The sequence below is a fragment of the Schlesneria paludicola DSM 18645 genome (genome assembly GCF_000255655.1).
Lineage (GTDB): Bacteria > Planctomycetota > Planctomycetia > Planctomycetales > Planctomycetaceae > Schlesneria > Schlesneria paludicola.
Genome location: NZ_JH636434.1, coordinates 2,142,654 through 2,163,117 on the forward strand (window position 1 = coordinate 2,142,654; position 20,464 = coordinate 2,163,117).

The following is a 20,464-nucleotide window of genomic DNA, read 5'->3' on the forward strand; positions in this document are numbered from 1 at the left end:
AGAAATTCGGAACAAGGTCAACGCCGCGTTTTCGACGCGAACTTCGTGATCGGTCCGTCGTCAATCAAAGAGATAGCTGACCGATTCGTTCCGGTGGATTCGTCGAATCGCTTCACCGAGCAATGGGGCACACGAAATCACTCGCAGGTTCGGCAGCGTCTGTTCGGGCCGCAGTGCCAGACTGTTCGAGACAACGATTTCCACGATCGGTGCTTCGCGCAGCCGCTCGACCGCTTGCCCACAAAATACTGCGTGCGTGGCACCGACATAAATCTTGCTGGCACCAAACTGCGCCACCGTTCGTACCGCCCCGACCATTGATCCCGCCGTAGTGATCATGTCGTCGAAAATGATTGCCGTTTTCCCCTCGATCGGACCACCGATCAGATTCTCTTGCCGCGTCTCGAAGGCACTGGCACGGCGCTTGTCGACAATCGCGAAGCTGCCACCCAAGTGATAGACGTGCTGCAGAGAACGCTTGATGCTGCCCTCATCTGGACTCACGATAACCAGGTTGTCTTTGGGCAGATTCAATGACCGGAAATAGTCATCAAGAATTGGCGAAGCGTACAAATGATCGACGGGACAATCGAAGAAACCCTGAATTTGCGCCGCATGCAGGTCCATGGCCAGCACACGATCGGCACCAGCCTTCGTGATCAGATTGGCGACCAGCTTCGCCGTAATCGGAACCCGTCCCATATCTTTACGGTCTTGTCGTGCGTACCCGTAGTACGGAATGACGGCGGTGATCCGCGCAGCGCTGGCGCGCTTGCAGGTATCGATCAAGACCAGCAGTTCCATCAGATTCTCATTGACCGAAGGCCCCGTCGGTTGAATGAGAAACACGTCGCGACCGCGGACGTTCGTGTCCAAGCGGACTGCAATTTCTCCATCAGGGAAATTGTCGATATTGATCGACCCCAGCTCAATACTGAGATATGCAGCAATCTCGGCAGCCAATTTCGGATTGGCGCGACCGCTGAGAAGACAAAGTTCATCGTACATGAATGGGGGCGTTCGGCTGGATTCGTGGGAGCGGCAAAGTGGACAATGATTCTCGAAGAAAGCCGTAGCGGAAGCAAGTCAGCAAGTTTTGATGTCTTCAATTGCACATCGAAAAGTGCGGAGAATGCCGTCGCGATACAAACCTTCAGTTCGATGGCACACCATCACTTCGGATATCCAGCTCGCGCCAGTACGCGCGCGGCTCCATCCCGGTCGGAACATCGCTCGTCAGCGAAGGTGCGGATGTCCCACCTGCAGAAGATTCTCCGCATGAGTTCGCGGCAGAAGGACTTGTGTGCCACTGGCTCTACCAGCATTGATTCCCATTTCGATTCTGGGACGAACGCAAGCAGAGCCAGTGGCACACTGTGGACCGGCGAAAGGCGGATACATGACCGCGTTGTCCGTACCGATTCTGTTTAATGACGGCGCACCATCATCGAACATTGACGAGTTCGCGCGCGGCCTGTGGCTGCGTCTGCGGGGGCATCACACCACGTTCAAGCTCACGGATGTCGACCGTTTCCGCTTGAAACGATTTTCGCAGGACTTCGGCTGCGGCCCTGGGCTTCGTCGTAGAACCGCACGTGAAAACGTCGGCCGCCACATATCCATGCTCGGGCCACGTGTGAATCGAAAGGTGTGATTCAGACAGCACGGCAACTCCCGTTACCCCCTGCGGACTGAATTCGTGCACGAAGAGATTCAGCAATGTCGCATTGGCCGCATCGACAGCGTTACGCATCGCATTTTCCACGAGCGCAGCATCATTGATGACATCGCTACAACCCCACAATTCGATAATGACATGTCGCCCCAGATGCTCCATCAATACGCTCACTTTCTGACGCGGTGTCGGCAGGACCGACAGAAACCTAATTCATCAACCGACACCAACTTGATGGTGTCAACCACAACGAATTCAGCGATCCATTCATTTATCGAAGGGACACTGGAACTCAAAAACACCGGCGGTGAAATAAAGATATCACCCAATCACAGGCGGCTGCGCCACTGAAATCGCTCGAAACGAGGCGATTTTTAAGCAACTTGTCGGATTAATGGGGACCGGCTGCGTGAAGCTTCGAAAACGCGTGCATTCAACGTACAGAGACGCCTGTGCCCCTCAATTCAACTGGCGACTACGGTCCCACGTCAGAAACGAGTTCGAACGGGCCATAGATCATCACAAATTGAGGGGGCCGGGTCAATCGGCTCGCGAAAACAGTTGCCGACTTAATTCACGAGCAGATAGACGATTCGAATCGCATGGCCCTTACTGCGCTGGTCCATCGTCGCACTGTTTTTGAGATCCAGTCGATGTCGACCCTCGGACAACTCCGAAGCCAGCATCTTCGCCCAAGGCAAATGCAGGCCTGAGCTCCACTTGGTAAATAGCTCCTGCGTCTGCCACGCCCCTTGATCAATACGATAATCCAGGTTGCCGGTGTCGGGCCCTGAGGCCACGAACACCCCCACGGCCGTTCCCGTAAACTCAAATGTCAGGTCGGCTCCTGGCTCGACTGCCACAAGTGTCGGAACCTTCACAAACCCCTCTCGGGTTCCAGCTCCGTCCGTGGGTTGCCAGTTTTCGATCACCGACCAACCTGACTTCAGCTTGAGATCCCCTGACCCCAATGCGATTTGGGGACTTACGAGTTGCCCACGAAAGTAGCTGAATGGGTCAAGCGGTGCCGACAGTTCGGGTTGTCGTGGCTGAATAGACTTTGCCGCTTCTGCATTCCAGGCCGCATCAAATAGTCTTCCGACGGATCTTGCATAAAGTTCGTGACCGAACGGCGACGGATGCAGATCACGAAAGTCGCGTTCCCACGTCATTTCGCCCGCATGAATTCGTTCCGTCACTTCCTTCGCCAGATCGATCGAGGGAAGCAGATACCGCTCCGCCACTTTTTCGTGATTCGTAATGACCGAGGGGGTTTTGCCTTGGTTGTATTGTTGAATCTTTCCGGGATCGACGAAGTGCAGCAAGACAATATCCATGTGGGGGTTTGCGATTTTCGCCTGTCGGACAATCCCTTCCATTCCTCTCACCTGCTCGACGTCAGAGAACTCATTCGTGTCGTCGTTGACGGCCGCTTCTTCGAACAGCAGATCGACCGGCCCGTTCGCCAGAACGTCGCGGCGAAAACGGAAGGCTCCAGGCGTCGAACCGAGCGATGAGATGCCCGCGTTGATGAAGTCGAATTGTGTCTCTGGAAATCGGCGTTTCAAATCGGCGCAAACCTGATCGCGCCACCCCGGGGCTGCAGTGATGGAACCGCCCAGAAACGCCACGCGTCCAACCTTGTCACGCAGGAATTTCTGGCGCGCATTCTCGAGCCCGCCTCGCAATTTGTAGTAGTCGGCACCATACGGAGTTGGTGCCGACTTCACTTGATCCACAAACCCCGTATGCGACAGCACAAAATTGACGATGCGAGTTGGATCTTTCAGACTATGGGGATGGTGATTGCAATGCGGCTTCACGATCAGCGTGATTGCCCCCCCAAGTTCTTTGTATCGCTGCGCGACGAGTGTCGAGTTTTCGGCCAGAGGAACGACATCGTCGGTTTCGCCACAAACATGCAATAAAGGAATTTTCGCGGCGGCCAAGGGTGCGAGATTGTCGACGGGATTCAGTCGATACGCTTCCGCCTCGGCGTCGTTTTTGAAACCGTACACTCCCTTGAGGCGTTCCCAGTCGGCTGGCGAGCCGACGCCAGTTCCCTTGCCCGCGGGCCAACTCTTGAAGTCGCAAACCGGTGCATCATTGTAGATGCAGGCGATTTTCTCAGGATTCTTGGCAGCCCAATTCAGCGCAAACAGTCCCCCACGACTGAATCCCTCGAGCACAACACGCGGCGCGAGCCCGTACGTTTTCGTCACCTCAGCATAAAGCGCATCCATGGGCTCCATGGCCACTGGCGCCCCATACAGATTCTGCAGATCGATGTAGGCGACATGGAAGCCGCGTTTCAACAATTCGAGATCCGTTTGTGGCTCGTGCCCGAAGAATTCTGTACGCCAGATCCACGGCTTACCCGTCGCCGGCTCTTTCGGTTCGATCAGGAAGGCAAGCCGACGTCCTACGAGGAATTCGCTTTTCTGATATCCCTGCCACTCTGCGGCCGAGATGTTCGGCTGGGACTCTCCCACCAACGCGAGCACGAACCCACAAAAGAACCAAAGTTGAAACGACAAGACATTCATTCCGTGACGCGCCTCGGAAAGGTGGATTCAGTTACGACGAACGTCAAACATTCGGACATCCTGAACGCGATCGAGTCTTTCAAGCTGCTGCACGGCACGGCTGCCAGAATACGGTGCCGACGCCTGCCCAAAACATCGAATTGCACGTACCAGACATTTTCGTTCTGCTCGGGGTCTGTCCAGGGTGCCGAATACGCTCGCCATATTCAACAGATCGAGCCCCATGGCACGAAGGTTTCCGACCTGTCGATGCCGACAATAGGCCTGAAAAAGCAGCAATAGGCCCTCTTCGAGGGAATCCGTCGACGCGTGAACGAGTGCGGCCGTCGCGGTCAGATCGGGATCCGGTTCGTCGTCGGGATCATCGTCCATCAGAATGGCCGTCTCAATCAATGTCTCGGCCAGGTCATGACGTCCGTTGATCAACGCATCATTTGCCATTCCCAGGATCTCGGGAGAACCGAGATCCTCTTGCATGACGGTGGCACGCCATTGGAATCGGCGGGCAAGATCCGAATCTCCGACCTCACGATAAATCGCAGCAAGGTTGTGACAGACAATCGCAATCGCTGCTCGATCAACGCCATCCAGCACCACAGTGAACGTAGAGATGGCCTCAAAATACCGTTCTTGCTCCGTCAGATAGACCCCATAAGCGATCCGGCTGCGTGGAGTCGCGTCGCACGAAATCGCATCGCAAAAAAGTGAATCTGCGATAGACCACTCGTGCCGTTCCGCGCATTCGTCGGCACGCAGGAGAAGTTTCAAAACAACATCGCTTGTGGATGCAGATTGGGTCATCGTTCGCATTCTCCATTCTGATTGAAACCGAAAATCAGAATGAATATCTCCGACCTTCACCTGTTGGGAAAGTGCGGATGCGGCGACCTGAGAGACCGCCTATTATTCCTACAATCTGTAGATTGTCAATCTTATCTTCTGGGCAAACGAAGCTTCGAACGATTGAATGGATCGAGTCATCCTGACGGCCTGTGACGAAAAGTCATTCATATCAGACATTTGCGAAAACATGCGTACAAACGCACAGAGACGGTCTTAATCGATTTTTCAGATTCTTCTGCTTTTGATGGTCTTTTCGTCACATTCCATCAAGTGGGTCGGCGGAGGGTGCCGATCTCTGATGAGGCCGCGAGGAGTATGCGCGGTCACTGAATAGCTTCGTCGCTTCGCACCAGGGATGAAATGATGCGACATCGTCTTCGATTATTTACGGGCGAGGAAGATTCGGCACAAGATGTCGCCGAAAACGTCACCGTGAAGCTTGCCGATATCTCTCGAGCATTGCAGGATGCAACTCGTTGGAATCGGACATGGCTTTCCGACTTCGCCGACGACGAGATTCAAGTCTCGTCCGACTTGTACGAAATTTTGTCGACCTACATGCGGCTGCGGCCCGGCGCATAAGGCGTTATGCTGGTCGCAAGATCAGGATTTCGCTTTCAGGTCATATCGAGGGTAGGGCATGGTGACTCTGCGACAACAGGCAGAGACCATTTGGCGTGCCGGGGTGGATGCCGTTGATTCGGCACGCCTTGTCGTCCAATCCCTCCGTCGCGACCAGGACTGGCTCCAGATTTCCGGCGAAGCGATTTCGCTCGCCGGAATGAATCGGATCGTTGTCGTCGGTGCCGGAAAAGCGGGCGCGGGAATGGCCGCAGGAGTCGAACAGGCTCTGGGCAGCGATATCGTTGAATCCAAAGTCGTCGGATGGATCAATGTTCCATCCGACTGCGTTCGTCCGCTGACACGCATCCACCTGCACGGAGCACGTCCTCCTGGCGTCAACGAGCCGACGGCCGAGGGTGTTTATGGCTGTGAAAGAATTCTCGAGCTTGTCGAGTCGCTGACCGACAACGACCTTTGCCTGGTCCTGATTTCCGGTGGCGGCAGCGCCTTGTTGCCCGCCCCCATCCAAGGGATCACTCTGGCCGACAAGCTGGCCGTCACACGAACGCTCATGCGTTCCGGCGCCACCATTCAACAATTGAACACCGTACGAAAACGCCTGTCGCGCGTGAAAGGTGGCGGCCTATTGCGTGCGGCCCCCGCAGGGCGAATGCGGGCTCTCGTGATCTCGGATGTGGTTCATGACCCGCTCGACATCATCGCTTCGGGGCCCACAGTGTGCGACCACGGAACGGCTCGCGACGCACTTCAGGTTCTGACCGCGATCGTGGGACGGGATGCCCCCGAAAGCGCGATCCCGAACGTGGTCTGGCGCGTGCTTGATGCGCAGGCCAAGGGCACGAATGCACCGATTCAACCGCGGATTTCCTGTAAAAACCTCATCATCGGTAACAATGAGACCGCCCTATTCGCTTCGATCGAACAGGCGAAGTCGCTGGGTTTCGACGTGCAGAACCTGGGCTCAAACCGCCAGGGAGTTGCCAGCGAAATCGGCGTCGAACTGGCCGAACGTTGCCTGTCCGCCGCCCGACACCCTGTTTCGCAAGCACGGTGCTTTATTGGAGGCGGTGAACCGACGGTGAAGCTCGCCCACACCGACAAACCACGTCGGGGGGGACGAAATCAAGAGGTTGCCCTGGCTGCGGGTTGTCGTTGGATGCGAGAATCGAAGCCGATTCAGAACATGATCGTGCTGTCAGGCGGAACGGACGGAGAAGACGGCCCCACAGACGCGGCGGGTGCCTGCTTTGATTCGACCACTCAACAGCAGGCGATCGCGCAAGATCTGAGTCCGGCTGAGTTTCTTGCGATCAATGATTCGTATACCTTCTTTGATCAAGTCGGAGGACTGATCAAGACAGGTCCCACCCACACGAATGTGATGGATCTTCAAATCGCACTCGTCGCCGGCGCCTCATCATGACAGTGGTGTTCAAGTTGGGAGGGAGTGTGCTGACTCATCCCACGTTGGCCGACACGATTCGAACGCTTGTCCGATATCGCGAGAATGAACGCTGCCTTTTCGTCGTCGGAGGCGGCGCGGCAGCCGATGTCGTCCGTGACTGGAGCCGCATCCACCAACTTTCCGAGGAACAGTCGCATTGGCTGGCCATCGCCAGTCTTGAGCTCAATATGCAGCTCATTCGTACTCTGCTTAAGTGGCAATCTGTCGCAACACGCGAACAGGCAGAAATCTGCTGGTCCCGCGATCCATCACCACTTCTTGTCGAAATGCCTGCGTTCGCGTGCGAGCAAGAGAGTTCTGGCCGCACCATCCCTCACGATTGGAACGTCACGAGCGATTCGTTGGCCGCCTGGGTCGCTGAGTGCTGGCCCGCTGACGAACTGGTCCTGGTGAAATCAGTCCCCACACCGAGGCAACGTTCGATCCAAGAGGCGAGCCAGCTTGGACTCGTGGACGCATATTTCCCCCAGATCGCCCAGCGTCTGCGGCGAATCTCGTGGTGCGACCTGCGAGCGTCGCAGATCGAGTTGGAAGATTGGCAATCGTGACCAAACTCGCTCAATGACGTCGCTTAAGGACACGACTGGATTTTGGTGGAATGTCACAACTCCACCAGATCGCCCAGATTCCTCGTTCACGGGGGGCATGAGTCGTCTCAAGCTCTATGTTACGGCAGTTTCAGCCTTGCTCCGGACACGGCGCAACCTGACTTTTCCGATTGGAAAGACCGCGGACACTGCATTAAGTCCACCACGTGTGACGCGCAAGCATGGCTGACCTCAAACAACCATGCGACGCCAAAAGAAGCGGCGCGTTTGTCATGTACCTACTGGACAGACCTTTCCGATACCTCTCGCGAAGGTTGAACCTTTTTTCCAGCGGTACGGGCAGATTGGCCAGGCACCTCAGTTCACACAGGGACGTGGATCGGGTGCCGCGTTAAACCGAAGTTGACTTGATCCTCAACGAAGTCACACGGTTGGACGAATCACACTGGAAACACCGCAGCATAGAGCTGACAGGAGCGCGCACGGATGTGGACTCACCTCAGGAAATCGCATCAGTCTGGCACCGCACTGGGACTCAACGTTCCCAACAGGCGCAAGTGGTCAGGACTGTTCGCTGCCCTTTGCCTCGCGGCGCCTGCGTCGGTCGTCGCACAGAATCAGCCAACTTACGCGCCTCCGGTCATCATCCAACAGATGCCAGGGCAGGCGCCGTCCGGACAGCCTATCGCCGGCCAGCCGATGCCCAATGCGGGGTCGCAGCAGTTCATTCAGCAGGTCCAGAACACTCCACAATCCGCCCGGGCCATCCATCGCTTGATCGAGGACATGCCACAGGCTCAGGAAGAGCTTGAGATCATCCAACAGCGCAGCCAGTTGGTCATCACGCGTTCAAATATCATCAAGATCGCCGTCGCCGATCCGGCAATCCTGGATATCGTTCAATACTCGCCCAAACAATTCGCATTGGTTGGACTGGGACTCGGTTCGACGACGTTGACGATGTGGTTCGAAGATCAGCCTGATCCTTTGATCTACACCATCAAGACGATTCGCGATCCGAACCTGGACTACCAGCGAAAGCTCGACTACGGCAAGCTGGAGCGACGACTGGCCATTCTGTTCCCGAACAGCAAGGTCTACCTGATTCCGATGTCTCGGAAGATCATCGTCCGCGGCCAGGCTCGCGATGCCAACGAGGCCGCTCACATTCTGATGCTCGTCCGTGGCGAAATCATCAATCAGGAAGGTTCGCTGTTTGGCCCACAAGGTGGCATCATCGGCGGTGGACTGAACCCCAACGGTTCGTACGGCATCGGAATGACGGGAGGCTATGCCGGCAGCGGTTATGGTGGAGTGGGAATCGGCGGCATGAATGCCTATGACCTGGCGGCATCGTTCATCATCAACGAACTGCAGGTCCCCGGAGAATTCCAGATCGCCATGCGTGTACGCGTCGCGGAAATCAGCCGGACCGCCGCGGACAATGCGGGCGTGAACCTCAATGTTCTATTCAACGATGCTCGCAACTCAATTGGCACCGCTGTGGGCGCTGCAACCGGCAATACCTTTAGTGGCACGTTTGAGCGAGGCGAAATCGGAGTCTTCCTGGATTGGCTCTGCTCAAACGGCACCGCAAAGATTTTGGCCGAACCGACTGCGACCGTCCTGAGTGGTCGAAATGTGCGATTCCTGTCGGGGGGCGAATTCGCCGTGCCGACGATCGTCGGTGTGGGTGGTGCTCAAGGAACCACGACATCATTCCGCGGTTTCGGAACTTCGCTGCTCGCGACGCCAACGCTGATTGATCGTGACAATATCCGAATCGGGGTCATTGCCGAGTACAGCAACGTCACCAACCAGAACACCGTGGCGGGCATCCCCGGGATGTCCACACGACGGATCGAAACAACGGTCGAAATGCGTGAAGGACAAACGATGGCATTGGCCGGGCTGTTGTCGCACCGAACTGCCACAACAATTCAGCGAATCCCGGTCTTGGGCGACATCCCCCACGTCGGTCCGCTGCTGTTCAGTGCCAAAACGATGACCCAGGAAGAAAACGAGCTGTTGATCCTGATTACGCCTGAACTCGTGCGACCAATGGACGCTCAGGAAGTTCCACCTGTACCTGGATTTGACGTCCCCAAACCGTCGCATCACGAATTCTGGAAGTACAACATGACGGAAGGAATGCCCGATTCGAACTACTATCAATCGGCTCCCTTTGGCAGCGGAACGCAAGGGACAAGTGTGGATTACCAGCACTTCAACCCAGGTCCAGCCGGTTCGATGTACTCGCCGGTTCCCACGAATCCAGGCCCCACACCAGCCCAGGCCCCTGCTGGTGGACAACAGTACTACCCTCCAAATCAACCCGAGACAACGGTCCCTCCCGTGCCACCAGCACCACAATCAGGAGCTCGCCGATCATCGGGACAACGAGGCGCACGACAAGCTTCGAACCAGACGATTCCAACGGGAAATCAGGATATCAAGCAAACGAACTACGCCGGGCAACAGGGATTGCAACAAGACAATCGCAACAGCCGTCAGAACAAAAAGACCATTCAGCAACAGAACCGCTAATTCGACTCTGTTCAATTGATACGACTGAGATTTTACCTCGCCGCGAACTGGCGAAGACAGGGATCCACGATGATTCGCATGACACCACGAGGCTTCGCCCTCTCGTCTGTATTGCTGATCGCACTCTCCAACTTCGGATGTGTCGGTGCGCTGTCGAACCACAACACTTGTGGAACCGCCTGTAACGACGGTTGCAATACCGGCAATATCTCGGGTTGTTCAACGGGATGCGGACGATCACGATTCTGTGGCATGGGTTGCGGCTCACTCCTCGCCCGCTGCTTTCCGCGGTCACTTGCAATTCCTGACCAGTTGCCCGTAGGTGCGGTACAACGAGCTCACTTCCATCAAATGCAGACGAATGCCGAAGCCACGGACTTCATTCTGTATCAAATGGATTTCGTTGGCCAATCGGCCGAACTCACACCCGACGGCAAAGACAAGATTAGTGAGATCGCCGCACGGATGCGAAGCACCCCTTTTCCGGTCTTGGTTGAACGAACCTACAACAATTCCGATCCGGAACTGGATGCACATCGCCGTGAGATCGTCGCCATGATCCTGGCTGACAAGGGAAACCCCGACGCGAACAACCGCGTGTTTGTCTCGCCATCGTATGGACTCGGCAAGTCGTCGCTTGAGGCGGCGCCTGAGTTCTATCAACACACCTATCAGTTCTCGGGCCAGCAGAACGGGAACTTCTTCGGTGGTGGTGGTGGAATGGGCGGGGGTGGTGGCGGATTCGGTGGCGGTGGTGGAGGAATAGGTGGGGGCGGCGGAATCGGCGGTGGTGGATTCGGAATGTAACCGCCTGGAATTCGTACTGCTCACAAGTCAGAAAGCCGCCCAATGTCACGCGACATGACATTGGGCGGCTTCATTGGCACTTCCAATTCATACAGCTCGATCGTGCTCCGACGGCGCGCCAATTCTCCTCAAGCAATTCACGATCACGGCTGTCCGCAGCGTCAGTTGAGTTTTCAGGCCCAATTGAGCAAACGTTCAAGCGAATGACCGAGGCCGTAGCGTCAGATCGAATCACTCGAAGTAATTGACGCCGTTCTGGAACAGCTTATATCCGGCGCCAGCGCCTTCCAGTCTCAAACGTGTCCAGTGTGGATGCTGAGTTGCAAACAGAAATCGCTCGGGATGAGGCATAAGCCCCAGCACCCGACCGCTCGGATCGCTCAGTCCCGCAATATCCGCAACCGCGCCATTGGGATTCGCATCCCAACGATCGTTCAGTGGATGCGAGGCACCATCGCTGCCGCGTGCCCACGGTGCGTACTGCAAGGCAATCTGCCTTTGTGATCGCCATTTGTCGACGATCGATTCCGACCGAGTGACCAATCGCCCCTCGGCGTGTGCAATTGGCAGATCCAGTTCGTCGATGTCGCGCAAGAACACGTTATTTGATCCGGCCACTTTGAGGTGCACCCAACGAGCGGTGTATTTGCCGTTGTGGTTCCAAGTCAGCGTCGCGTCCGCTTCACTGCGATCCGACTTACCCCAGCCGTCGGCGCCGTAGGGCAGAACGCCAGCCTTCAGCAGCGTCTGAAATCCATTGCAGATTCCCAGTACTAACTTATCTGCGGTCAAGAATTGCTGAACGACGTCCCCCAATTGACTGCGCAACTGGCTCGAAAACACGACTCCCGCCCCGATATCATCGCCGTAGCTGAATCCACCGGGGATGCACAGAATCTGGTAATCGTCGAGCATCGCCGGACGCTCGATCAACCGGTAAAGGTGCACCGCATCCGCGACCCCCCCACACGAATTGAAGGCAAACGCGGTTTCCAAATCACAATTCGTACCAGGAGCACGAAGCACACAGACGCGAGGCGCAGCCATTTCAAACCATCCCATACCGGTAAACGTCAATTCCGACGACGACGTCGACGCTTGCCGAAACTATCAGTCCGACGCCAATCATACCGTGACGCGAACGCCCCACCAAGGAACCGCAGCGAGACACTGAATTTCCACGTTTGGCGAGCGTTCGTCCCCGAAATTCCCGCGGCAGGCAACTTCAATTGCATTCGGCCTGCAACGGACCCGCCAGTTCCTGCAGGAAGAATAGTCGCCCGGGCTGGCCCGGCATGAACGTCGACGGAATCCACGGCGTCGGCTCATGTCGCAATGTCATCCACAGTGACAAACCTTGCCACTGCATGCCTCGCCCAAATACGCCATCTGCGCCACCGATGATCTTGTCGCAGCCCAGGAACAGGCCCGGCCCAATGGTGTTCGCAAATGCCGGCACATGCGTCGTGCGACTTTTGAAGCTGGTCAATGCGTTTTGCTCGACGGTCAATGGATGCAGCCGCGCTCCCAAACGATGCGTTTGCTGCTTCCATTCATTCACCGACGCATACTCACCCGCAAAATGCGGTTCCCAGAATGCAATGTGGCAGACGCGGCCGATCCCGAAAATCGTTGTCAGCTTGCCGCCCTTGGAACGCAGTTCGCCAATCTTTTCCGCAAATGTGGGCAACACTTTTTTCGTCGCGAAATTTCGCTGCTTCTTGGGGACAGTCAGCTTACCGAGGGGCCCATAAAAGGCTTGCTCCATCGCGTATTGGAACGAACCCGTGTTCGTTGAAGGCAGCGTATTCCCTTCGCGGTCTGACCACTCATCCATATTGAAACCGTGGACGTGATCACACGAAACATTCCATTCCGTCAGAAAGTAAACGGCCCAACGGTACATCCCCATCGGCCCCACGGGCAGAATCATCACCGCCGGCTGTCCGGCATCGCGCGCCTGCTTGATGGTCAGCGCAATTTCATGGCCCAGCATCATGTCGAAGTCGGCAAGACTGGCACACCGAACCGGCTGAAAGTTCTTGTGCCAGCTCTTCTGTCGGACCGTAATCGTTGTCGGATCAGAATCGACACAGGCGTCAATCTTCGCCAGGTCCCATCCCGCCGGGAAAAAGCCTTCCATCAATGAGCCCGACAACGTTGTCAGCAAATCCATCAAAGAAACTCCTTCGATCACGCGGATGAGACAAATCAGATCAGCATGTCCGCCGATCTCATTAAACAAGCGACAAAACAGGTGCGAATGGGTCGGGCATCGGATATCTCCGCAACCCTTCGAGGACGCCAAAGCGCGACCGAGGTTCTAACGTTTCTGGCATGCGATCACAATCGGCGAGATTCTGAACCGCCAGCCCATGAATGAAATTGACGCGAAGCGACCTCCCTATTTTCGCTGCAGCCGTCTCGACAGTCGATTCGCCTTGTGAATTTCCGAAACGAAGTCGCACACCGATCACGATGATTCGGAGTCACAGTCGGCGCAATGACAGTTCGTCACTCAGGACGTTGCTCCGAGGACCAAGCCCAGCATTGAAACCGGCAATTCGGCTGACGCACCATGATGCTCGCTGAGTGCCCATCCCCAACCGCCAACGACTGAACGGTCCAGTGCCGCGCCGCGTCCGGTTGACCATCAACATGAATCAGCGCAACGGGATGATCCGGATCCATCGACACCCGAAAGCTGCTGAGTGAGAGCGACAATCCCTGTCCAGTCGCTTTGATATAGGCTTCTTTGCAAGTCCATCCCTTGTAGAAACCATCCAGCAATCTCTCGGCAGGAAGCTTGACCAGTTCCTGGGATTCGGACGCTGCAAAAAATCGATCCGCCAGCTTGAGTGCTTTCACGCGCGGATTGCGTTGCTCAATATCCACACCGACCGCCGAATCGATCGTCAATGCGATGAGACCAAGCTGCCCCGAATGCGACACACTGAATTCGATTCTCGGAACGTTTTCCGGCCACCCAACCTGCGAAAGTTCTGGTTTGCCATGAGCGCCGTACTCGAATTGCAAATCCCGCGGCGGAATTTGACACGCTTCGCCGATGAGTCGTCGCAAAGTACTCCGGCAGGCGACGAATTGCCGGCGCGGATCATCGACACGATACCGCGCTGCCTTCTGACGCTCGTCATCGGACAGCAGTTCACGGCTCAATGCAGCGACCTGGTCGGGCGAAAGATCGAGTGAGACGCGCACGATATGAACAAGCCCCGCCAACAGGGGCAGCGGTTGCTCAATCGGCATCCAATCCGTCACGTCACGGGGTCTTTCGTCCACCATCGCTCACCACAAGAATCTGTCACTGAAACAACCGAGCCGCAAGCGGCGACCGGCCAAAGTCCTCATGCGGCCTCTGCCACAATCTCGAACGCACTGATCACTTCGGCGGGAATACGTTTCGGCGTGCCGGTTGCGTATTCGATAAACGCCCAATCCGTTTCCGCTCGCGCCACAACCGCCGCATCCGAAAGCCGGATCATTTGAAACCGTCGTAGCGAGGTCACCTTCCGCATATTCGCCACGAATGTTCGGATCACGATTTCGTCACCCAATCGCGCCGACGACAGGTATTCAATGTGATGCGAACGAACGACCCATCCATGCCCCAGCGATTGATACGCTTCGACGGGCCAGCCCTGCGCCGCAGAATGTGCGAGCGCCGCGGACTGCATCCAGTGGAGATACGAAATATTGTTGGCGTGCCCCAAATCGTCCAGATCGCGTTCGACGACGACATGCTTCCATTCAAAGATTGCAGGCATCAGCACGGGTTCTCCTACAGGGGGCAATCGGCATCGCCGCAGATCCGAACAGCAGATCCAACCCGATTGGCATTTCATGCCGCCGTCTTCGCAGTGTTCGAGCCATTCGTCAAGAGATCGGCGCGACCATCGCGTCCGTGAACCGAGGGCGCTCCGACCATCGCATCAATACTGACGCGACGAAATTGCGACCGATTCGTCTTGAAAGAGACAACATCGTGACCGAATTTTTCCTTGTTTTTTGTGCCACTGGCGATGCCAGTTCCAGTCGAACCAGGAATGAGGAACACTGTGGGGTGGGAATCGAACCTCCATCGCGTTTCAGAAAAAATACGTGATCGGAAGGTCTATCGACGACCTTCATTGTCATGCTACGGATTGATGCGGATCGGGCACTGGCATCGCGAGCGGCACACAAAAACCGGCCAAAAAACCTACACAACTCTGCCTGAACGCGAGACCAAAACATCGCTGCAACCCGCACCGGCGGTGCACTTTCGCAAGCTTGGCCGATCCAAATGAACGGACAAGTCTACGTAGTAAGATTCACGTGCGAGATCGGAATGACGCAACCAAAATCCGCTGCCCCAACGGCTTGAGCGGAAACCGACTGCGCCCCGCCGCAAGATCGGGTCGATCCAACGAACAAGGGAGTCATTGTGGGGCACCAGCGGCCCGCAAAGGTGCCTGACGTCGATGCAAGGGATTGCACGCCGATAGACCGCAAAGGAAATTGACGAAGGCGCGCGATCCATGAGAGCATTTTTCACGATTTCATTGTCTGTGCCGATTCTCATCGGCGGCTGCGTCACGTCCGTCAGGTACCAGCAGTCCAGGTCTGTCCAGCATCGGAGTCAGGAATACGCACCGATGCCTGAGTTCGACAATGCGCCGCTTCAGGGAACCGAAGACCCAGCCCCCGACCCTAACGAAATTCAACTCGATCCGGTGCCGCCACAACCTTCGGCCGCCTCAAACCGCCTGCTGCCGATGTGGCGCGCCAGGACGGTGTCCGCGACGCGATCAAGAAACCAAGCGGAAAAAAATCTGTTCGATTGAGGTCCGCCGCGACATTTGTCGCCTCCTAACGGCACGAGCCGTGCAAATCGATCATTTGCACGGCTCGTTTGGCGTTGGCAGAACTTATCTTATTAACACTGTGATCAGTTGACCTGAAGATTGAGGGATGACAGGCCCCTAGTCTTTCAGCGCGATCTTTTTCGGCTGAGCTTCCGGTCGCTTCGACAACACGATCTGCAGCACGCCGTCTGTCAGATGAGCATCGATATTGTCAGCATCCACATCCTTTGGCAGAGCGACCGTACGCCCGAACGTGCCATAGTTTCGTTCGTTCGCCCAGTAGGTTCGATCACCTTCCGGCGTCTTTCGCTCACCTGTGATTCGCAAGACCCCATCGTGAACAGTCAGGTCAACGGTGTCCTTTGCAACACCGGGAACATCGAGTTCCAAATACACCTTGTCGGCATCCTCCCACATGGCGATCGGAGCACGCCAGCCGTAATTCGAGCTGTTCTCCGTAGCATCATGCAGGACTCGACCAAACAGGTTTTCCATCTCGCGCTGGACGGTCGTGAGGGCGTCGGTGGTGGGCAGATTAAATCGGCGAGTTCGTACAAACATTCTATCCCTCCAATCATGCGGGATCTCATCCCGAGATTTAACAGTGAATCATGTTGTGACAGAACCCGGCCGGGTCTGCATTCCTCATAGGCAAGTCGCATACCATTTCCGATTTCGACTGCCGGAATCCATCTGCAGATTCGCTCTAAGTGCCTGACAATTCCTCTGTTTCACTGCGCAGCATTCGCAGTGAAATCCAGAAGACATCTTGCGAAACGAAGAGGCCCGGCTGCCGTTTTGCCAAAGTGACAGTATGCGATTTTGAAGCCAGTGACCGACGCGCGTCGACACCGCCAAAATGGCACTTACGCCTCGGCGATTTCAGAAAAATGCGGACAGAGGCCTCGTACCAGCCTTAAAAGCGAAACTTCTTTGTGCGGTACTGGAGGATCGCCTTGGGCCTTCAACATGAAACACCATCGCTGGAATCCCGAATTTTCTCACATCTTCGTTTCTTGATGGGTAGAAACGGCTTGGCAGGTCAGCCATGATAGACAGGTGGCCGAAATTCCACGGGAAGAACGCTTATGCGCAATCGAACGCGATGTCCGTCGATCCTGATCTGGGTGATTGGAATCCTGTGGGCCACGGTTGCTGCCGCCGGGTCACCGCCAGAGCGACCCGACTACAGCCGCGACATCAAGCCGTTCCTTAAGGCCCGTTGTTACGCCTGCCATGGTTCACTGAAACAAGAAGGCGGACTCAGACTGGATACGGGCGCTGCAATTCGCCAGGGAGGCGATTCGGGGGCTGTCGTGACTCCAGGCCAAGCCGCGGGCAGACTTCTTGAGCGTGTGACATCGAACGATTCGTCCACAAGAATGCCGCCTGAAGGCGAATCGCTGACTCCTCAACAGATCGCGACACTCGCGGAATGGATTCGCGCCGGCGCCACGTCACCCGAGAACGAAGAGCCTCAGCCGGATCCTCGCCGTCACTGGTCTTTTCAACCGCCACAGCGCCCCAACGTCCCGACGGTCGAAGATCAGGACTGGCCCTTCTCACCACTCGACGCTTTCGTGGCTCAGGTTCGCGAATCACGAAACCTTCACCCACAGCCGATGGCGTCCAAACATCTGCTGTTTCGGCGCATATCGCTCGATTTGATCGGGTTGCCTCCCGCGCGCGATGAACTTCAGTCATTCATGGCCGACGACAGCCCCGACGCCCTTGAAAAGGCCGTTGATCGTCTGCTTGCATCACCACAGTACGGCGAACGCTGGGGTCGCCATTGGATGGACGTTTGGCGGTACAGCGACTGGTTTGGCCGACGATACGTCCCAGATGTCTGGAACAGTGCACCACAAATCTGGCGGTGGCGCGATTGGATCGTCTCCTCGCTGAACAGCGACAAGGGCTACGGCCAGATGGTTGCAGAGATGCTCGCGGGCGATGAAATCGCGCCAGAAGACGATGAAGCGGGTTATGCCACGGGTTACCTTATCCGCAATTGGTACGCGCTCAATCCCAACGACTGGATGCGCAGTAACGTCGAACACGCCGGTAAGGCATTTCTGGGGCTCACGTTCAATTGCGCACACTGTCACGACCACAAGTATGATCCGATCACTCAGCTTGATTACTTTCGTCTTCGCGCGTTTTTCGAGCCAATTTCCATTCGTCAGGATCGCGTCCCTGGTGAACCTGACCCCGGTCCCTTTGCCGAGTATCAATATGGAATTTTACGCAAAATTGTGCGACAGGGTTCGGTACGAATCTTCGACAAAACGGCCGATGCCGCCACCTGGTTCTACACGGGCGGAGATGAGCGAAATCGCGTGACCGAACGCGGCTCGATCGCAGCTGGCATTCCCACATTTCTGGCACCCGACGGACTGAACTTCGCTTCCGTGAAATTGCCACCGCGCGCCTGGTATCCCGGACTTCGACCCGGAATCCAGACGACGGTTCTGGCCGATCTTCAATCCGCATTGAGCACCACCGAATCACAGATTCCCGCCATCCGCGAGTCCGTTCGATCGGCCCTTCCTGAACTTCAGGCCAAACTTGCGGAAGCCGAGGCGGAACTGACTGAGGCGGTGCAGCGAGCGACAGCGTCCGGTCGTCCGCTATCGCTCGCGGGGCGACAATCTTTATGGCTGGATGCCACCGCAGGCCGCCGCATCGTGCAGCGTTCGTTTCCCGGCGTCAAAGCGTTCGACGACGGACTCACGATTCGTTTTCAACTGCAAATTGTGAGCGACGCTCATCTGAATTTTCAGCTTGCGAAAGACATTTCCAAAGGGATGACCGCAGGTTTGGTGGCGTTCGACCACGGTCGCATCCTGTCCTATCAACCCGGCACGTTTCAGGAATTCGAAGTCGGCCGTTACGACACGAATGCCGCAGTGAAACGCTTCGAGATCACCCTCGTCTGTCAGGCAACAGACGATGTCTGCCAGCTCTCAATTCGATCAACAGTCGACAACAATCTGATCGTTGTCAATCAGCCCGTCGCCAGGAACGGCTGGAATCCCGTCAGCGAGACATCCAAAGAGATTCTGTTCGATGCACGTACTGGTTGCGTCGTCGCGATCGATGACATCGAACTGATTGCTCCACGTCAGCCCGAACCGGCGTCGGAACTCGCTACCGCGCGGCTGTCCTATTTTGATTTCGAAGCCCCACGGTATCGAGATGGACGCGACATTGTGGGAATTGATGGCTGGCTCGGTTCGTCGTTCAGCCAGTCTGGAGCCATCTCTCAGGTTTCTTCAACCGCCGGTGCTCCAGAACTGAAGCCGTTCGTTGAAAAACGGGATGCGGCACGGGCGGCGGTCAGCATTCATGAAATGAAGCTTCGGCAGATCGAGACCAAACAAGCGACGCTGGTCGCCGAGATTGCCAGTGTCCAGGCAAGAATCCAGGCCGACCGGGCAAAGTATGGTGAACTGAGCGGCGTCAGCCTGCCCGAGTTGACACAAGATGCCAGTCGACGTGCGCACGAAGCAGCCGTACTTGCAGCCGAAGCCGAAGTCCTGGCCAAAGATCAACTGCTCGCGACGGCGACACTGAAACCGAAAGAGGATGCCAATCGATGGAAGGAAATCGATACCGCGCAAAAGGAGTTTGCCGCCGCGTACGAATCGCTCGAGAAATCACGTGCGGCCCTTGCCGACCCAAATTTGGAACAAGTCTATCCGCCGCTCAGTCCCACCTACCCCGAATCCAGCACCGGCCGACGGCGGGCCCTAGTCGAATGGCTTACACGATGCGACAACCCACTCACCGCACGCGTTGCCACAAATCACATTTGGCTGCGACACTTTCAGTCACCCATCGTGGCAACGGTCTACGATTTCGGTGTCAACGGAGCCTCCCCAACTCATCCCGCACTCCTCGACTGGCTTTCGGTCGAACTCATGGAACGGGACTGGAGTATGAAGCATCTGCATCGAATGATCGTCACCAGCCATACCTACGCAATGTCGTCCCAATCCACGAATAACTCCGGACGGGAACTCGATCCCGAAAATCACTTGATCTGGAGGATGACCCCAGGACGCATGGAATCCGAGGTGATTCGCGACAGTCTGCTCGCCGTGGCGAATCGGTTGGATTGCAAAATGGGCGGTCAGGAACTTGAGAACGCTCAGGCCATGACGACCTTCCGCCGATCGGTTTACTATTGCTGTCAGCCGGAAATTGATGGCAAAAGCGCGTTCGGCGCGTTGTTCGACGCCCCGGAACCGGCGGACTGCTATCGCCGCACGCGCAGTATCATCCCTCAACAAGCGCTTGCACTCACAAATAACGAACTGATCCACGAACTCAGCGGAGCACTGGCCGCATCGATCTGGCAGACGATTTCCATCGAACAGCAAACGACACCCCAAGCGTTTGTCGTCGCGGCCCACGAACAGATTTTGACGCGTCCACCAACCGATCCCGAGTTGCGCCTTTGCAGCGAATTTTTGGCAACATCCACGTCCGATGCCGATGACCCGGCCCGCAAGCGAGAAAGCCTAATTCGGGCCTTACTGAATCACAACGACTTTGTCTCGATCCGCTGAAGAGGTGCC

16 protein-coding genes are annotated in these 20,464 nt (G+C 56.3%); 7 read left to right on the forward strand and 9 right to left on the reverse strand.

The features are described from left to right. Window positions 1-60: 60 nt before the first annotated feature. From OSO_RS0110580 to OSO_RS0110600, 4 genes are all read right to left on the reverse strand, one after another. Window positions 61-1,008 carry a ribose-phosphate diphosphokinase gene (locus OSO_RS0110580; RefSeq protein ID WP_010583338.1) on the reverse strand — a complete coding sequence of 316 codons (948 nt, stop codon included), beginning with the start codon at window positions 1,006-1,008 and terminating at the stop codon, window positions 61-63. Between the two features lie 436 nt (window positions 1,009-1,444). Then, on the reverse strand, window positions 1,445-1,837 hold the full coding sequence (speD, locus tag OSO_RS0110590; RefSeq protein ID WP_010583339.1) for an adenosylmethionine decarboxylase: 393 nt from the start codon (window positions 1,835-1,837) through the stop codon (window positions 1,445-1,447). Between the two features lie 407 nt (window positions 1,838-2,244). Continuing rightward, window positions 2,245-4,212 (reverse strand): SGNH/GDSL hydrolase family protein, encoded by a 1,968-nt coding sequence (locus OSO_RS0110595; protein WP_162130528.1) that lies wholly within the window; start codon window positions 4,210-4,212, stop codon window positions 2,245-2,247. A 36-nt stretch (window positions 4,213-4,248) separates the two neighbouring features. Beyond that, entirely contained in the window at window positions 4,249-5,022 is a 774-nt protein-coding gene (locus tag OSO_RS0110600; RefSeq protein WP_157605140.1) for a hypothetical protein, read from the reverse strand. 402 nt (window positions 5,023-5,424) lie between these two features. On the opposite strand from OSO_RS0110600, the gene OSO_RS0110610 reads away from it, so the two are divergent. The 5 genes from OSO_RS0110610 to OSO_RS51580 all read left to right on the forward strand — a co-directional run bounded on the left by OSO_RS0110610 (window position 5,425) and on the right by OSO_RS51580 (window position 11,016). Further along, window positions 5,425-5,646: a hypothetical protein gene (locus OSO_RS0110610; RefSeq protein WP_029246869.1), complete on the forward strand. Its 222-nt coding sequence runs from the start codon at window positions 5,425-5,427 to the stop codon at window positions 5,644-5,646. A 58-nt stretch (window positions 5,647-5,704) separates the two neighbouring features. Further along, complete coding sequence (locus OSO_RS0110615) at window positions 5,705-7,072, forward strand: glycerate kinase type-2 family protein (RefSeq protein ID WP_010583343.1); 1,368 nt, start codon at window positions 5,705-5,707, stop codon at window positions 7,070-7,072. After that, complete coding sequence (locus tag OSO_RS0110620; protein ID WP_010583344.1) at window positions 7,069-7,662, forward strand: amino acid kinase family protein; 594 nt, start codon at window positions 7,069-7,071, stop codon at window positions 7,660-7,662. The genes OSO_RS0110615 and OSO_RS0110620 overlap by 4 nt, the downstream gene beginning before the upstream one ends. A gap of 486 nt (window positions 7,663-8,148) precedes the next feature. Then, a complete protein-coding gene (locus tag OSO_RS0110625) occupies window positions 8,149-10,209 on the forward strand; it encodes a type II and III secretion system protein family protein (RefSeq protein ID WP_010583345.1) in 2,061 nt (686 codons plus the stop codon). A gap of 69 nt (window positions 10,210-10,278) precedes the next feature. Further along, window positions 10,279-11,016, forward strand: coding sequence for a hypothetical protein (locus OSO_RS51580; RefSeq protein ID WP_157605141.1), 738 nt, complete (start codon window positions 10,279-10,281; stop codon window positions 11,014-11,016). A gap of 231 nt (window positions 11,017-11,247) precedes the next feature. On the opposite strand, the gene OSO_RS0110640 is transcribed toward OSO_RS51580, so the two are convergent. The 4 genes from OSO_RS0110640 to OSO_RS0110665 form a co-directional block, all read right to left on the reverse strand. Continuing rightward, the gene (locus tag OSO_RS0110640; protein ID WP_029246871.1) at window positions 11,248-12,063 is read right to left on the reverse strand and encodes a phosphoribosylformylglycinamidine synthase subunit PurQ; all 816 of its coding nucleotides are present in this window, start codon (window positions 12,061-12,063) and stop codon (window positions 11,248-11,250) included. 178 nt (window positions 12,064-12,241) lie between these two features. After that, window positions 12,242-13,192 (reverse strand): 6-phosphogluconolactonase, encoded by a 951-nt coding sequence (locus OSO_RS0110650; RefSeq protein WP_010583349.1) that lies wholly within the window; start codon window positions 13,190-13,192, stop codon window positions 12,242-12,244. A gap of 338 nt (window positions 13,193-13,530) precedes the next feature. Beyond that, window positions 13,531-14,295, reverse strand: coding sequence for a 4'-phosphopantetheinyl transferase superfamily protein (locus tag OSO_RS43000; protein ID WP_157605142.1), 765 nt, complete (start codon window positions 14,293-14,295; stop codon window positions 13,531-13,533). 86 nt (window positions 14,296-14,381) lie between these two features. Next, the gene (locus OSO_RS0110665) at window positions 14,382-14,801 is read right to left on the reverse strand and encodes an acyl-CoA thioesterase (protein WP_010583352.1); all 420 of its coding nucleotides are present in this window, start codon (window positions 14,799-14,801) and stop codon (window positions 14,382-14,384) included. Between the two features lie 753 nt (window positions 14,802-15,554). On the opposite strand from OSO_RS0110665, the gene OSO_RS51920 reads away from it, so the two are divergent. Beyond that, window positions 15,555-15,860, forward strand: a complete 306-nt coding sequence (locus OSO_RS51920; RefSeq protein WP_010583355.1) for a hypothetical protein — start codon at window positions 15,555-15,557, stop codon at window positions 15,858-15,860. 138 nt (window positions 15,861-15,998) lie between these two features. On the opposite strand, the gene OSO_RS0110685 is transcribed toward OSO_RS51920, so the two are convergent. Next, on the reverse strand, window positions 15,999-16,442 hold the full coding sequence (locus OSO_RS0110685; RefSeq protein ID WP_010583356.1) for an Hsp20/alpha crystallin family protein: 444 nt from the start codon (window positions 16,440-16,442) through the stop codon (window positions 15,999-16,001). A 527-nt stretch (window positions 16,443-16,969) separates the two neighbouring features. On the opposite strand from OSO_RS0110685, the gene OSO_RS47785 reads away from it, so the two are divergent. Continuing rightward, on the forward strand, window positions 16,970-20,455 hold the full coding sequence (locus OSO_RS47785) for a PSD1 and planctomycete cytochrome C domain-containing protein (RefSeq protein ID WP_010583357.1): 3,486 nt from the start codon (window positions 16,970-16,972) through the stop codon (window positions 20,453-20,455). Window positions 20,456-20,464 lie beyond the last annotated feature (9 nt).

Excerpts from the sequence above, each read along its gene's own strand:
- OSO_RS0110685 (WP_010583356.1), bottom strand. The coding sequence starts at position 16,442 with ATGTTTGTACGAACTCGCCGATTTAATCTGCCCACCACCGACGCCCTC.
- OSO_RS51580 (WP_157605141.1), top strand. The coding sequence starts at position 10,279 with ATGATTCGCATGACACCACGAGGCTTCGCCCTCTCGTCTGTATTGCTG.
- OSO_RS0110625 (WP_010583345.1), top strand. The coding sequence starts at position 8,149 with ATGTGGACTCACCTCAGGAAATCGCATCAGTCTGGCACCGCACTGGGA.
- OSO_RS47785 (WP_010583357.1), top strand. The coding sequence starts at position 16,970 with ATGCGCAATCGAACGCGATGTCCGTCGATCCTGATCTGGGTGATTGGA.
- OSO_RS0110650 (WP_010583349.1), bottom strand. The coding sequence starts at position 13,192 with ATGGATTTGCTGACAACGTTGTCGGGCTCATTGATGGAAGGCTTTTTC.
- OSO_RS0110580 (WP_010583338.1), bottom strand. The coding sequence starts at position 1,008 with ATGTACGATGAACTTTGTCTTCTCAGCGGTCGCGCCAATCCGAAATTG.
- speD (WP_010583339.1), bottom strand. The coding sequence starts at position 1,837 with ATGGAGCATCTGGGGCGACATGTCATTATCGAATTGTGGGGTTGTAGC.
- OSO_RS0110665 (WP_010583352.1), bottom strand. The coding sequence starts at position 14,801 with ATGCCTGCAATCTTTGAATGGAAGCATGTCGTCGTCGAACGCGATCTG.
- OSO_RS0110600 (WP_157605140.1), bottom strand. The coding sequence starts at position 5,022 with ATGACCCAATCTGCATCCACAAGCGATGTTGTTTTGAAACTTCTCCTG.
- OSO_RS51920 (WP_010583355.1), top strand. The coding sequence starts at position 15,555 with ATGAGAGCATTTTTCACGATTTCATTGTCTGTGCCGATTCTCATCGGC.
- OSO_RS0110640 (WP_029246871.1), bottom strand. The coding sequence starts at position 12,063 with ATGGCTGCGCCTCGCGTCTGTGTGCTTCGTGCTCCTGGTACGAATTGT.
- OSO_RS0110615 (WP_010583343.1), top strand. The coding sequence starts at position 5,705 with ATGGTGACTCTGCGACAACAGGCAGAGACCATTTGGCGTGCCGGGGTG.
- OSO_RS0110610 (WP_029246869.1), top strand. The coding sequence starts at position 5,425 with ATGATGCGACATCGTCTTCGATTATTTACGGGCGAGGAAGATTCGGCA.
- OSO_RS0110620 (WP_010583344.1), top strand. The coding sequence starts at position 7,069 with ATGACAGTGGTGTTCAAGTTGGGAGGGAGTGTGCTGACTCATCCCACG.